Source organism: Uliginosibacterium paludis (assembly GCF_039631355.1).
GTDB lineage: Bacteria > Pseudomonadota > Gammaproteobacteria > Burkholderiales > Rhodocyclaceae > Uliginosibacterium > Uliginosibacterium paludis.
Window position 1 is genome coordinate 1 of the sequence record NZ_JBDIVF010000005.1, and the last position, 13,593, is coordinate 13,593.

General features: G+C 67.3%; 14 protein-coding genes. 3 read left to right on the forward strand and 11 right to left on the reverse strand.

What is annotated here, in order from left to right:
* Window positions 1-58 precede the first annotated feature (58 nt).
* Window positions 59-1,324: a sensor domain-containing diguanylate cyclase gene (locus tag ABDB87_RS13520; RefSeq protein WP_345927901.1), complete on the forward strand. Its 1,266-nt coding sequence runs from the start codon at window positions 59-61 to the stop codon at window positions 1,322-1,324.
* A 10-nt stretch (window positions 1,325-1,334) separates the two neighbouring features.
* Here ABDB87_RS13520 and ABDB87_RS13525 read toward each other — a convergent pair whose 3' ends face one another.
* The gene (locus ABDB87_RS13525; RefSeq protein WP_345927903.1) at window positions 1,335-1,661 is read right to left on the reverse strand and encodes a hypothetical protein; all 327 of its coding nucleotides are present in this window, start codon (window positions 1,659-1,661) and stop codon (window positions 1,335-1,337) included.
* 284 nt (window positions 1,662-1,945) lie between these two features.
* On the opposite strand from ABDB87_RS13525, the gene ABDB87_RS13530 reads away from it, so the two are divergent.
* Window positions 1,946-4,327 carry a methyl-accepting chemotaxis protein gene (locus ABDB87_RS13530; protein ID WP_345927906.1) on the forward strand — a complete coding sequence of 794 codons (2,382 nt, stop codon included), beginning with the start codon at window positions 1,946-1,948 and terminating at the stop codon, window positions 4,325-4,327.
* Window positions 4,328-4,521: 194 nt separating this feature from the next.
* On the opposite strand, the gene ABDB87_RS13535 is transcribed toward ABDB87_RS13530, so the two are convergent.
* The 7 genes from ABDB87_RS13535 to ABDB87_RS13565 form a co-directional block, all read right to left on the reverse strand.
* Complete coding sequence (locus ABDB87_RS13535; RefSeq protein ID WP_345927908.1) at window positions 4,522-5,271, reverse strand: LytR/AlgR family response regulator transcription factor; 750 nt, start codon at window positions 5,269-5,271, stop codon at window positions 4,522-4,524.
* A 4-nt stretch (window positions 5,272-5,275) separates the two neighbouring features.
* Entirely contained in the window at window positions 5,276-7,402 is a 2,127-nt protein-coding gene (locus tag ABDB87_RS13540) for a sensor histidine kinase (RefSeq protein ID WP_345927910.1), read from the reverse strand.
* Window positions 7,403-7,428: 26 nt separating this feature from the next.
* The gene (locus ABDB87_RS13545; RefSeq protein ID WP_345927912.1) at window positions 7,429-7,626 is read right to left on the reverse strand and encodes a hypothetical protein; all 198 of its coding nucleotides are present in this window, start codon (window positions 7,624-7,626) and stop codon (window positions 7,429-7,431) included.
* Window positions 7,627-7,651: 25 nt separating this feature from the next.
* Entirely contained in the window at window positions 7,652-7,822 is a 171-nt protein-coding gene (locus ABDB87_RS13550; protein WP_345927914.1) for a hypothetical protein, read from the reverse strand.
* 16 nt (window positions 7,823-7,838) lie between these two features.
* Window positions 7,839-8,009 (reverse strand): hypothetical protein, encoded by a 171-nt coding sequence (locus tag ABDB87_RS13555; protein ID WP_345927917.1) that lies wholly within the window; start codon window positions 8,007-8,009, stop codon window positions 7,839-7,841.
* A gap of 224 nt (window positions 8,010-8,233) precedes the next feature.
* Window positions 8,234-9,406, reverse strand: a complete 1,173-nt coding sequence (locus ABDB87_RS13560; RefSeq protein ID WP_345927919.1) for a GNAT family N-acetyltransferase — start codon at window positions 9,404-9,406, stop codon at window positions 8,234-8,236.
* Between the two features lie 72 nt (window positions 9,407-9,478).
* Window positions 9,479-9,955, reverse strand: coding sequence for a hypothetical protein (locus tag ABDB87_RS13565; RefSeq protein ID WP_345927921.1), 477 nt, complete (start codon window positions 9,953-9,955; stop codon window positions 9,479-9,481).
* 172 nt (window positions 9,956-10,127) lie between these two features.
* Here ABDB87_RS13565 and ABDB87_RS13570 point away from each other — a divergent pair, with 172 nt between their 5' ends.
* Window positions 10,128-10,565 carry a polyhydroxyalkanoate granule-associated phasin gene (locus tag ABDB87_RS13570; protein ID WP_345927923.1) on the forward strand — a complete coding sequence of 146 codons (438 nt, stop codon included), beginning with the start codon at window positions 10,128-10,130 and terminating at the stop codon, window positions 10,563-10,565.
* On the opposite strand, the gene ABDB87_RS13575 is transcribed toward ABDB87_RS13570, so the two are convergent.
* The 3 genes from ABDB87_RS13575 to nifA form a co-directional block, all read right to left on the reverse strand.
* Window positions 10,540-11,118 (reverse strand): hypothetical protein, encoded by a 579-nt coding sequence (locus tag ABDB87_RS13575; RefSeq protein ID WP_345927925.1) that lies wholly within the window; start codon window positions 11,116-11,118, stop codon window positions 10,540-10,542. The genes ABDB87_RS13570 and ABDB87_RS13575 overlap by 26 nt on opposite strands.
* 40 nt (window positions 11,119-11,158) lie before the next feature.
* On the reverse strand, window positions 11,159-11,896 hold the full coding sequence (locus ABDB87_RS13580) for a hypothetical protein (protein ID WP_345927927.1): 738 nt from the start codon (window positions 11,894-11,896) through the stop codon (window positions 11,159-11,161).
* A gap of 147 nt (window positions 11,897-12,043) precedes the next feature.
* Window positions 12,044-13,582 carry a nif-specific transcriptional activator NifA gene (gene nifA / locus ABDB87_RS13585; RefSeq protein WP_345927929.1) on the reverse strand — a complete coding sequence of 513 codons (1,539 nt, stop codon included), beginning with the start codon at window positions 13,580-13,582 and terminating at the stop codon, window positions 12,044-12,046.
* Window positions 13,583-13,593 lie beyond the last annotated feature (11 nt).

The following is a 13,593-nucleotide window of genomic DNA, read 5'->3' on the forward strand; positions in this document are numbered from 1 at the left end:
CACCCCGCAAACCCGCACGGCTACGTTGCCGAGAGGTCAAGAAAGGCGGTTTTTGGAGGTGAAGTGTCGAACTCGGGCGAGCCAGGTTGCCGACCCGGTCAATGATCCGGTCTTCGTGCGCCTGGCCGCGCGGATGAGCGGGATGTCGAACGGCATGGTCGAATTCCAGATGATCAGCACGCGCGGCATGACCCATCCGGTGCCGGATCCCGCCCGCCTGGAAATTTCCGATGTGCGCGACCGCGGCTATTACGAAGACGCGCTCGCCGGACCGCCCGGTTCGCTGGTCACCGGTTTGCCGGTACTGCGCAAGTCTGCCCGCCGCTGGGCGCTGCCGATGGTGCTCCGGCTCGAGCGCGAGGTTGCCGGCTTCTCGATGATCCTGTGCCTGATCGATCTGCAGCGACTCAGCGAGCCCCACGAGACCTGGCGGATGAAGGACAAGGGCAGCATCCTGCTGCTGCGTGACGATGGACATGTGCTGGCGCGCGCACCCTTTGATCCGGCGCTGCTGGGCCTGGATCTGTCGGTCTTCCCGCGATTTGGCGAGATGCGTACGCGGCCTCAGGGCAAGCTGGTGTCGGGCAGTGCGTTCAGCGATGGCGTGCAGCGCATCGTGAGCTATGAAAAGCTGCCGGGGCATCCGGTTTTCGTGGTGTCGTCGCGGGGCTACGATGAAGCCCTGCAACCCTGGCAGACGATCCGTCGCATCCTACTGCTGGTGGCGGCACTTCTCACGTTGGCGCTGCTGGCAACCGGCCTGGTGATCCGCCGCAGCCATCGTGCGGTGTTTTCCGCCCAGGCCGCCCTGCACCGCATGGCGATGACGGATGAACTCACCGGCGTCTTCAATCGCCGCGCCTTCATGGAGGAAGCCGCGCGCGCCCGCGAGGCCGCGCGGCAGGCGGGCACGGCCCTGTCGGTACTGATGATCGACTGCGACCATTTCAAGCAGGTCAACGACCGCTACGGTCACGCGGTCGGCGATGAAGTGCTGCAAGGTGCTACCCGCTGCTGGCGGGAGGCCCTGCGTGAGCCGGATCGGCTGGCGAGACTGGGCGGCGAGGAGTTCTGCGTATTGCTGCCGGGCCTGGCGGCAGAGGATGCGGAGGGCGTGGCCGAGCGTCTGCGCCAGCTCTCGGCCGGGGCGCAGGTGTCGGCCAGGGAGCCCGCGCTGCGGGTGACGGTGAGCATCGGGGTGGCCTCGCTGAGTGCGCAGGATGCCGACTGGCAGAGCTTGCTCGCCCGTGCCGACCGGGCGCTCTACCGGGCCAAGGAGGAAGGGCGCAACCGGGTGGTGGTTGAAACGCCGGAGGCGGTCTGAGCCGGCGACTTCAGCGCAGCAGCGCGCAGAGCGCGACCCCGGTCGCGATGATTGCCAGCACGCAGGCGAAGAGGGCGATCCGCTGCAGGCGGGCCGCCCGGTTTTCCATTTCGGTGGCAGCGCCCTCCAGCGTCTGCAGCGTCTGCGAGAGCTTGTCGGCCAGCACGCGGATCGACTCCGCATTGTGGGTGGTCGCGGCCTGAAGCTCCTCGATCTGTTTCTCGACCAGCGGCTCGGTCCGGGCGGATTCCTTCCGCGTGAAGGCGGGGATCGCCGCGGTGACGATCTGGGTGACGTAAGGCAGCGAGGCCTTGAGGATGGGCAGCCAGGCGGGCATGGGGGATTCCTCTTGCGGTCGTTCGGCCCCCGAGTGTAGCGCTCCCGCCGCGACGAGCGTCTCGCAATCGGTGCCATCCCGCATACCGGCGACGGTGGCGGCCGGTGCCGCTAGGGGATATTCCTGATACCGGAAACATTATTCGCAAAAGGGTCGTCGCCTGCCCTTTAGTTCGGTGCTTTCTGTCCGATGTGAAGGGTGGAAGCGACACCAATGTCGCCTGACAGAGCGGGCCTACCCGGGGGATCGGCGGTGGGCCCGGATGACTTGTGTGGAGAGAGGGCATGGCAGAGAAGAAAGCAGTGGCCTACCTGGCGCGGGAGATCGCCGGAGGCAGTGCACAAGAGATGCTGTTTGACGGGCTGCTCAATGCTGCCGAAAAGCAGGGCCAGAATCTGGTGGTATTCCGCGGCGGCTATTTCGGAAAGGATCCCGGCGCGCAGATCTACGGGCTCATCAATGAGCGCTATCAGGGCGTGATCAGCTGGGCTTCGCCCGAGGGCGACAGCGCCCGCAGCGCGCATTTCGATTCCCTGCGCAAGCTGCCGCTGGTCACGCTGACCCAGCAGATGCCGCCCTGGCCGGTAGTGGTGACCGACAGCCATTCCGGCATGCGCGCGCTGGTCGAACACCTGGTGGTGGTGCATGGCAAGCGTCGCATCGCTTTCGTGCGCGGCCCCGAAACCCATCCGCTGGCGAAGGAGCGCCATGAGGCCTACCTCGAGGTGCTGCGTGCCCACGGCATCGCCCAGGACGAACGCCTGGTCTCGCCCTTCGGCAACTGGGACAAGGCACGCGGCGCGGCGATGGTGCAGCTCTTCATTGATGAGCGACGGCTGAGGCCCGGCGTCGACTTCGACGCGCTGGTGTGCGTGAACGACAACATCGCGATTGCCGCGATCGCCGATCTGCAGCGGCGCGGCATCCGGGTGCCCGAAGACATGGCCGTGACCGGCTGCAACGATGTGTTCGATGCGCGGGTGAATACGCCGCCGGTCACGACCGTGGCCTTGCCCGGCGACGAGCAGGCGGCCAAGGCGCTCGAGGTGCTGGGCGCGGTGGCGGGCGGGCGCACGCCACCGGCGGTCACGCAGCTGCCGGGCCGGCTGGTGGTGGGGCAGTCCTGCGGCTGCGCCTCGCATCAGGTGGCCGCCGCGGCTTCCGGCATGGTGTCGCTGCGGGGCGGGCTCGATCTGGGCGGTCGTGTTGCCGCGCTTTTCAGGGCTTTCGGTTTCTTCACGCGCGGCGGCGCGGTGCGCGCCATGGTCGCGGCGGCCAGCGCACAGCGTCATGGCGGTCGCGCAGCCTCTGCAGCCGTGATCGAGGAAGTGGCCGGCAGCCTGGTCGATGCGTTCTGCCGCGAGCTGGGCTGGGCCCGTGAGGGTGGCGGTTTCAATGCCGCGCTGGGCGACGCGATCAAGCGTTGCACCGAGGCGAAGCTGCCGCTTGAAGTGCTGCAGGGCATGATCTCGACCCTGCGCCGCAGGCTGCTGCCCAGCCTGTGGCGGCGTGGTCGCATCATCCGCGCCGAAGACCTCTGGGCGCAGGCCCGGGTGATGCTGAGCGAGGCCGATGGCCGCCTGCGCGAAGCCGCCAATCTCAAGGCGCTGGCCCGCGAGCGCATGATCAGCCAGCTGGGCGCGAAGCTCGCGACCACGCATGAAACCGGCGCCTTGCTCAAGCTGCTGCAGCAGGAGCTGCCGAAGCTGGGCGTGCCGGCGTTGCATCTGGCCGTGTATGAAGGTGAGGCCGGCTGGGATCGCACCCGCATTCCCGCGCAGCTCCGGGTGCTGACCGCGTCCGCCGGCCGCGAGGGCAGCCTGATGGCGGTGCAGGACTTCATCCCCGCGCTGATGGCGCATTCCGCCCAGCGCCAGACCCTGATCGTGGTGCCGCTGCACTTCAACGAGACGCAGATCGGCCTGGCGGCGTTTGCGCTCGGGCCGCATGACGGCACCATCTACGAGTCGCTCAAGGTGCAGCTCTCCAGCTCGCTCTATGGCGCGCTGCTGCGCCAGACCCTGCGCGAAACGCTCTCCGGCATGGAGCGCAAGGTGGGGGAGGTGTCGGGCAACTCCGAGCAGATCAAGCACAGCGTGCAGGGCGGCTCGGCCGCGATGGAAGGTGTCGCCGGCAGCATCCACGGCATCTCGCAGCATGTGCGCGAAGTGACCCAGGTGATCAACGATGCGGTCAGTCTCGCTGCTCGCGCCACGCATGACATCGGCGTACTCAACGAGCAGTCTCAGGAGATCACAAAGGTTACCGGCCTGATCACCCAGATCGCGCAGCAGACCAACATGCTGGCGCTCAACGCCGCCATCGAGGCGGCGCGCGCGGGCGAGGCGGGGCGCGGTTTCGCGGTGGTGGCCGAGGAGGTGAAGTCGCTGGCGGTGAATACCGTCAATTCCTCCAGCAGCATCCGCAGCATGATCGGCAGCGTGCAGGAAAACACCGGCCGGGTGAATGAGTCGATGGCCGGCATCAACGAGATCATGCAGAAGATCGCGACGCTGTCCTCAGGCATCTCGGGCGCGATCGCCGAGCAGGAGCACTCCACCAACGAGATCTCCGACATCCTGCTGCATGCGGCGCAAGGCACCAGCGAAATCGCCGGCGCCCTGGCCGAACTCGATATGCTGAGCCGCAGCGCGGGCAGACTCTGAAGGGTGGGCAAAATGTAGGGCGCCCTGAGCGAAGCGCGCCGCACGGAGGACTCCGGGGCCTGAGCTTTGCTTGGCTTTGGGGGCCGATCCGTACGCGGCGTGCATCGGCGATGTCGCGGTGGCGTGCAGGGCTGCTTCGGCGCGCTTCGCTTCGCTCAGGGCGCCCTACGGTCGGGCGGGTCGGGTTCCGCCCTTCACATCTGCCGGAAGAGGTGGCTGAAGCTGCGGCTGACTTCCAGCTCTTCGTCGCTGCCGCGCAGCTTCACCCGCAGCTGGCCGCGATCATCGCGGCGCACCCGTTCGATGGCGTCCGCGCGGACCAGGGTGGCGCGGTGGATCTGCCAGAACAGCGCCGGATCGAGTTCGTTGACCAGTTCGCGGATCGGCTTGCGGATCAGCACTTCCTGGCGCCCGCTGCAGACCCGGGTGTATTTCTCGTCGGAGGTGAAGAACAGGACTTCGCTCACCGGAATCACATGGATCACGCCACCGCTGCCGGCCTGCACATGCTGCAGGTAGTCGGGCGTGCGACCTCCCAGTTGCCGGCCCAGGCGCAGCAGCATCTGGTTGAGATCGGGAGGCGTGGCCTCGAGCTGCTGGCGCAGGCGCGCCACGCAGCGGTCCAGCCTCGCGGCCTCCACCGGTTTGAGCAGGTAGTCCAGTGCGCCTTTCTCGAAGGCTTCCACCGCATGCTGGTCATAGGCGGTGACGAATACCACATGCGCCTGTTCGCTGATGTCGCGCGCGGCTTCGAGTCCGCTGCGGCCCGGCATGCGGATGTCGAGAAAGGCGATGTCGGGCCGGTGTGTTTCGCAGAGGCTGACTGCTTCGTCACCGTTGCGCGCCTCGGCCACGATCTGCAGCTCGGGCCAGGCGCGCGCCAGGGCGCTGCGCAATTGCTCGCGCATCAGGCGTTCGTCGTCGGCGATCAGGGCGGTGGGCATGGCGTCATCCTTGGGCCGGCGCGGCCGGCGGGGCTTCATCGATGTAGGGCAGCTGGATCCGGGCGATGGCGCCACCGCCTTCGCGGGCCTGCAGGCTGAAGGCGGCACGCTCGCCATAGAGCAGGCGCAGGCGCTCGCGGATGTTGGCCAGCCCGGTGCCATCGATGGCCGCGACCGGATCACATCCCATGCCATTGTCCTCCACCCGGACGATCAGCTGGTTGCGCCCCACTTCCGCGCTCACGATCAGGCGCCCGCCTTCCGGGCGAGGCTCCAGGCCGTGCTTGATCGCATTCTCGATCAGGGTCTGCAGCATCATCGAGGGGAATTCTGCCGCATGCAGCCCTTCGCTGATGTGGAATTCCGCCTGCAGGCGCTCTTCCATCCGCATCTGCATGATCTCGACATAGGCGCGGCTCATCGCGAGCTGCTTGCCGAGCGTGCTGCGCTGGGCGTCTTCACGGATCTGCGGCACCGCTTCGCGCAGGTAGCGGATCAGATTTTTCTGCAGCTGCGAGGCCCGCTCCGGATCGGTCTGGATCAGCTGGTCGATCGAGGCCAGGGTGTTGAAGAGGAAGTGCGGCTCGATCTGGGCCTGCATGGCGGCGAGGCGTGCATCGGCCGCTTCACGCTGCAGGGCTGCCATGTCAGCGTCATTGCGGGCGGTGTCGGCAGCACTTCGGGCAGAGTTGGCGGCTTCCTCGGCCTTGATCTTGTCGCCGGCGAGCAACTTGAAGGCGAGCAGGGCGAGGAATAGCCCGAAGAAGGCGATGCCGGAGGAAATGTCATCGTCTCCGCTCGCCGAGCCTCTGGCATGCCGCTCCGCCTTGCGCTCCTCGATCCGTGCCTTGCGCTCGGCTTCCCGGGCCTGGCGATCGGCCGCGTCGGCCGTGTCCTCGGCGGACGGCTCGATATTCACGATGCCGAAACTCCAGGGCTCCGAGGGCGAGCGGTCTTTCTGCGGCCAGACGAACACGGCCAGGCAGAAGCAGGCGACCAGCACGATGATTTCCAGTGGCCTGAAGCGGCGGACATTGGCCCAGCCTTCCCGGCGCGGCAGCTGCACCGGCACGCGGGCGGCGATTCGCCAGCTGACGAAACCCATCAACAGGCCGAAGAGCGCATTGCCGGTGCTGTAGCGGCCGAAAAGCGCGCTCGCCAGTGCGTCGAGTGCCAGCCAGGCGCACACACTGAAACCCAGCAGGCGCTGCCAGCGAACGGCCACCAGCCAGGCCGCGCAGTAGTTCCACAGGCGGCGGCCCTGTTCCCGCAAGGCGGTGAGGCTGGGGGCGGGCTCCAGCTGCAGCCAGAGCATGCTCAGCGCCAGAAGGATCTGCAGGGCGGTGCCGTACCAGCCCGGAATATGCCAGTGCTGCACGAGGGCGCGTATGAACAGCGCGGCGATCACGAACAGGGCGAGCTGGCCGGGCACCGGTGCCACGCGTGCGGCGGCCTCTCCGGCAGCGTGGGCGGGCGCTTCGGGCGGCACCGGGGGCGAGGGTGGAACAGGCGGGGAGGCGGGCGAAGCCCCTGTGTCGATGCGGACGGTCTTGCCTTGCTTCGTGATTTGCACGCCTTCGGGCGTGATGCGGACTTCCTTGCCTGGCTTCAGGACCACCGTGCTGTCCCCCGAGATCCGGATTTCTTTCCCCGGCCTGGAGATCACGGTGGTCGCAGGCGGTCCGGACGCCGCTTCGTCGGTGTCGCCTGTGCGGGATGCCTCGCCGGCAGGCGGCGTCGGGGTGGGTGACCGGTCAGCTCTCGCGCCGCGCTTGCGCAGGCGCCAGAGCAGCGCGACGAGGGCCGCGATGAGCAGCGCGGCAGCAAGGGTCAGGGCGATCGACTGGGCGCTGCTGCCGGCCTGCTCCGGCGAGGCCGGCTTGACGGGACTTGCCTCGACCTGGATGACGCCCGATTGGGATGCGCCCGGCATGTCGATGGCATCGCTATCGGTGTCGTCATTTGCTTGGGCGGACTGGTGGCCGGCATCGCTGGAGGTGATCTGGATGCCGTGAAGATTGATCCGGACCGTGTCCTTGCCATCCTGGATGAGAAGGCCGTTCTCGTTGATCTGAACGGTGCTGTCCGGCTTGCTCGCGGACGCGTCCGGCGTTTCCTTGGGGTCGGGCAATTGAATGCTCCTGTAATTCGGCGGGGTCAGTCGAGTGTGCAGACAGTCCGCATGGAGGGCAAGCCTTGCGCGGATGCACTGGACGCAGCGGGAGGCGCTTCGATGTGCAGGGCCTGCGGCGCGAGGCGGAAGTGGCGTTCGGCAACCGTCACCAACCCCAGCGTGATCAGCGCGGCGGGCAGCAGGCAGATGAGAAAGGGAAGGGGTTGTTCGAAGCGGGACATGCGGTGCTCCTGTCTGTCATGCGGATCAGTGGCCGGCGGGGGCGGAGGCGTCACTCGCGACCGGCACCGCGCCGGACCCGGCCGGGCTGCGCGGCCAGGTCATCCAGAGCGCCGTCGCAAGGCCCAGCTTCAGCACGAGCGACACGAAGAAGGCGACTAGGAAGCGGCGCGAGGCGAACGGAACAGTCATCTGCATGACGGGCTCCCGCGGCTCAGTTGCAGGCGCAGATCGTGGCCGTGTTGCCCGCCACCAGCGCCTCGAAGCCGGCCAGCGGCAGGGTGGGGAAGGCGACGTTCAGCGCGGTGACGAGACACAGATTGGCGACGACGGAAGCGCTGACACCGATGAGGATGTGGCGGAGGGGGCGGGATTTGATCTGCATGACGGGCTCCTGGGCGGGTTTCATGTCCGGAATGGACAGGCGCAGGATGCGACCGGGCGTGACGGGCTGCGAGCGGGATGCGATGTTCTGCAGGAAGTGCGGTGCAGGATGCAGCCAGGCGCGAAGAACGGTATCGGGCGCCGGGCCGCATGACGTCGGAGTTGGCGGCGGCAACGCGCCTGGCCAGGCGTTCTGCAGGGGAGGCTGCACCCCGCCCGCCGCTTTCACCGGATCTTGCCTGATTTCCTGAAGCCGTTCCCGGCCGTCATGGCGAGCGGCGGCTGGCGCACCGGATTGTGCGCGTCGAGTTCGTCGATGTATTGCGCCATGCCCAGGGCTTCGCGTTCGAGGAAGCGGGCGATGGCTTCGCGGAAACGTGGCTCGGCAATCCAGTGTCGCGACTGCGTAGCGACCGGCTCCAGGCCGCGGGCCAGCTTGTGTTCGCCCTGCGCGCCGCCTTCGAAGCGTGCGATGCCGTGAGCGATCGCGTAGTCGATGGGCGCGTAGTAGCAGGCTTCGAAGTGCAGGCAGCTCACCTCGCGCAGTGCGCCCCAGTAGCGGCCATAGAGCGTGTCGTGGTCGCGCAGCAGGAGGCTGGCGGCGATGTCTTCATCCTGCTGGCGGGCAATCAGCAGCACGCAGTGAGCGGGCAGCGACCGGCCCAGGCGCTGGAAGAAGTCGAGATTCAGATAGGGGGCGGAGTGGTGCAGCGCGTAGGTGCGCTCATAGCAACGGGTGAAGAACGCCCAGTGCTCCGGCTCAATGGCAGCGCCTTCGAGGGTGCGCAGGCTTACGCCGGCCTCGCGCACATAGCGGCGCTCCTGGCGGATCTTCTTGCGCTTGTCACGGGTCAGCGCGGCGAGGAAGGCGTCGAAGTCCGGATAGCCGCGGTTCTGCCAGTGGAACTGCACCGCATGCCGCGTGAGGCAACCTGCTTCGTCTGCCCAGGCGAGCTCGTCGGGCTGCGCGAACAGCATGTGGAAGGAGGAAAGGCCGCTTTGCCGGGCGGATTCGAGCACGCCCTGCAGCAGGGTGCGGCGCGCCTCGGCATTCACCCCCAGCACGCGCTGGCCGGGCACAGGGGTGAAGGGAATCGCGGCGAGCCATTTCGGGTAGTAGTCGAGGCCGTTGCGCGCATAGGCGTCGGCCCAGGACCAGTCGAACACATACTCGCCCATTGAATGCTGCTTCAGGTAGAGCGGCATCGCGGCGACGAGCCGGGCCTCGTCCCACAGCGTGGCGTGGGCCGCCTGCCAGCCGCTGCCCGCACCCGTGCAGCCGGCGTCCTCCAGTGCGGCGAACCAGGCATGGCGCAGGAAGGGCTGATCGCTGCCGGCCAGCCCGTCCCAGGCGTCGGCGGGAATTTCATCGATGCGGGCGTGATGACGCAGTTCCATGAGGCGGGGCGCAGCGGTTGAGGCGTGACCCGCCGAGCATATCAGCAGCCATGCGCGCTGCGGCGGCGCGCTTCAGACTGCAGGGCGCGGAATCTGGTCGAAGAGCTTCTGCACGACGGCCTTGTCTTCCGGGTCGGCAATGGCCGCGATGGCCTGCTCCGCCCGCTCGAAGGCTTCGCGGTGCAGGGCGGCCTCGCCGGCAGCATGCGCGGCGTGGGCGTGGATCGCATGCGTGAAAGCGATCTCCCAGTCCGGCGTGGCCGCTTCGCCGAGAAAATAGCGGCGCATGGTCTCGGCATAGCACAGCGCGCTGGCCCCCAGCCCGGCAGCGGCATGGGCCTGGGCGAGCAGCATGGTGGCGCGCATGTGGTTCAGCGTATTGCCGGCGACCTGCCAGTGCCAGGCCGATGCATGCGCGGCATCGAGCAGCGCGAGCGGATCGCGCGCGTCAGCCGGCTGCTCGGCGAGGGTCCAGGCCTGGTTGTTGGCCGAGATCGCGAAATAGCGGTGCCAGCTCGCCGGCTGGAGGTCTTCCGGAGTTTTTGCCATGTCTTGCCCTCTCTGAATGAATGGACGGCCTGGCCGGGCTCATGCCCCGGCGCGATGAGGAGCTTAAGCCCCTTCCGACGGGAACGGAACTTGCCGCGTCCGCCCTTCGATGCTTCGATGATCAGCAGGGCGGGCGTGCCGCCGCGTGCCTCGTCATCACAGGAGAATGCCCATGGCCAGTCGCCGTTCCCATCCATTTACCGTACACGAAGCCCTGCTCGCGAAGAGCCTCGAGCTGGCGCTCGCGGTGCCGCAGGTCATGGCCCATCGGCTCTGGCGCATGGCGCTGGCCGGGCCGATGCCATCCGCGCGCGACCGGGCGGAATTCCAGCGGATGGGCCTGGAGAAGCTCGCCGCCTTTTTCGAGTCCTGGCAGGCGATGAGCTGGCAGCTGTGGCAGATCCAGCTGGGAATGCTGGCGAGCCTGATGCGCCTCTGGCAACCGGGGTGGCCCGGCCCTCAGGCGTTCTCCGGCTCCTTTTTGCAGGAGGCCGTCGCCGGTGTACTGGGCGCGGGCCTCGCGCCGGTGCACCGGCGGGCCAGCGCAAACGCGCGCCGGCTGGCCCGCAGCCGCACCACGCTCTTTACGCCCCGGCGAATGCGCCGATGAGGGCGAAGATCCAGATCACCGCGCCGATCGCGATCCATAAATAGTTGGCGCCGCTCAGCTCGCCGTTGCTGCGGCCCTCGGCATCGCCGCAGGCCATGTTGATCTGGCGCTGCGCGTGGGCGAAGAGCGCCAGCAGCGGCAGCAGGGCGAGCCAGGAAAGGATGTCGGTCAGCGGCGAGCCGACGCCCTTGACCGCCGCGCGGTCCAGCGCCCCGGAGATCAGCAGCATCACCACCAGCAGCGTGGCGTGGAGACCGGGGCGCCAGTCCAGCGTCACGCCACGCGACTCGGCATGATCGTGCACGCGGCGGAACAGCGAGTGGACGAAGAAGTAGTTGAAGAGCGCACGGGCCATCGGCCAGATGTTGTCGTCGGTTGCGTCCCGGTAGTTCTTCCAGTTCCGGTAGAACCAGAAAATCGCATACATGCCCCCGGTTGCCAGGTAGAGCGTGCTCAGCTTGCTGATCGAAACGATGTAGAAGTCGGCGCGCATGCCGGGCTGATCGGTGTCGGCGACCGGTGCGGCCGGCGGTGCGTAGAGGTTGTCTGTCATGTCTGTGTCATTGGAACGGAAAGAGGGGCGGCGTGCCGGCTCAGCCGCGCACGGCCTGGCGGGCGGCCCGGACCCAGTCGTGCTCGTCTTCGACGGTGGAGGCAAAGCGCTTCGAGTGGGTCAGCAGCTCGTTGAAAACCTGCCTGGCGGCGTCGTGCTGGCCAAGGCTGGCGAGAAAGTCGCCATAGCGGTAGCGGGCTTCCAGGCCCGAGAACTGCGGGACGAGGGCGCGGAAAGCGGCATGCGCCGCGTCGGTTTCACCCCGGCCGGCGAGGATTCGTGCGTCGAGCAGGCGGACCTCCATCGGGCGGACTTCCGGTGCGACCGCGCGGAGCCGGGCGACGAGTTGTGCGGCGCGATCCCAGTCCTGCTGCTCGACCCTGGCGCGGAGCAGTCCGGCCAGGATCTGCCCGTCATCGGCAAAAGCACCGGCGAGGCAGCTCTCGTAGAGGCTTGCCGCCTCCGCGAACATCTGGTGGTTCATGCATTCCTGCGCCAGGGCGACGCGGTTGTCCACGCTGCCGCAGATTTCAAGCTCCTCGGCACGGCGCCTGAGATCGGCGTCCGGCTTGAGGGCACGGGCAATCTTCCGCGCGGTGCGGTTTGCGTTGCGGTGCTCGCGCGAGCCGGGAAAGATCTCGATGAAGTAGTACATCACCGAGCCCATCACCGGAAAGCCCATGATGACGAACATCCACCAGTAGGGGCGCCCGGTCCGCAGGGCGTGGAAGGCGAAGCTGAACTGGATCAGCAGTACGAGACCGGCGAGAAGTGGCATGAGCTGGATTCCGCTTGAAAGTGGTCCGGATGGCAGGTCCGTGACCCGCACGCGAAGGCCGGATGATACTCCAGCGGGAATGCAGATGGCATTTGTCAGGATGCCGGAGTCATTCTCTGGAGGCTTGATGCTTCCAGGGCTTGTGCTTCAGAACTGCTTGACCTCGATGCCCAGCGTCAGGATGCGGTAGGCGATCTGTCGCGGCGTCATGTTCAGCAGCCGCGCGGCCTTGGCCTGGACCCAGCCGGCCTGCTCGAGCGCGGCGATGACGCGGGTGCGCTCGTCGATGGAGCTGTCTTCCAGATCGATGCGGGGGGCAGCGCCGGGCGCGGCCAGAGGCGGGGCGACATCGCGCTGGCGGTCGATGCGGATCAGGCCGACATCGATATGCCCGCTCTCCGACATCACCGCGGCGCGCTCCAGGCAGTTCTCCAGCTCTCGCACATTGCCCGGCCAGTTGTACTGCATCAGGCGGGTCACTGCGCTGTCGGAGAGTTCCAGCGGCCGGCCCTGCGCCTGGCCGATGCGGCTGAGCAGGTGACGCGCGATCTCGGGCACGTCTTCGAGCCGCTCGCGCAGCGCCGGCAGCTTGATCGGCATGACGTTGAGGCGGAAGTAGAGGTCTTCGCGGAACTTGCCGTGATCGACCGCGTCTTCCAGATCGCGGTGTGTGGCCGCGATCACGCGCACATCCACTTTCACCGTGCGGCCACCGCCCACCCGCTCCAGTTCGCCTTCCTGCAGCACGCGCAGCAGCTTGGCCTGGAAGGCTGGTGAGATTTCGCCGATCTCGTCGAGAAAGATGGTGCCGCCATCGGCCATCTCGAAGCGGCCGCGGCGCTGCGTGACCGCGCCGGTGAAAGCACCTTTCTCATGACCGAAGAGTTCGGATTCGAGCAGGTTCTCCGGCAGCGAGGCGCAGTTGAGCCGCACATAGGGGCCGCGTGCGCGCGGCGAGTTGTAATGGATGGCGTTGGCAATGAGTTCCTTGCCGGTGCCGGTTTCGCCGCGAACGAGTACGGTGGTATTCCATTTGGATACCATACGGATCTGCTCGAAGATCCGCCGCATGCCGGCGGAGTGGCCGACCATGTTGTCGAAGCCGTGCTGGGCCCGCACCGTGCGGCGCAGCGTGTCCCGCTCCTCGGCGATGTTCTTTTTCTCTTCGGCCACATCCAGCGAGAGTTTCACGCTCTGCCCGATGAGGTTGGCGACCATCTCGGCAAAGCGCGCGCGCACCGCAAGCAGGCCGTCGTCGAGCCGGTTCGGTTGCAGCGCCAGCACGCCCTGCAGGGTGCCGCCGACATGGATCGGCGCGGCAATGAAGGGCAGGCGGCGCTCGTAGATGCCCAGCCGGTTGAGGAAGTGCGGATTGGCCGAGACCTGGGGCAGGGCAACCGTCTTGCCTTCTTCCAGGATCAGCCCCAGCACGCCTTCGCCACTCTGGTAGCGCACCGGTTCGAAGGCTTCGGGTTCGACGCCCTGCACGGCATTGACGACCAGTTCGCCGGTGACGGCATCGAGCACGCTGATCATGCCGCGGGTGAGGCCGGCGGACTCTTCCAGCACGCGCAGCACTTCCTGCGGGGTCTGCTTCACGTCAAGCGAGCGCGAGAGGATGACGCTGACTTCGTACAGCGTTTCCATCAGCTTGCGGTTCAGTGCGCCTTCGGCGTCCAGTGCCATGATCTGCCTTC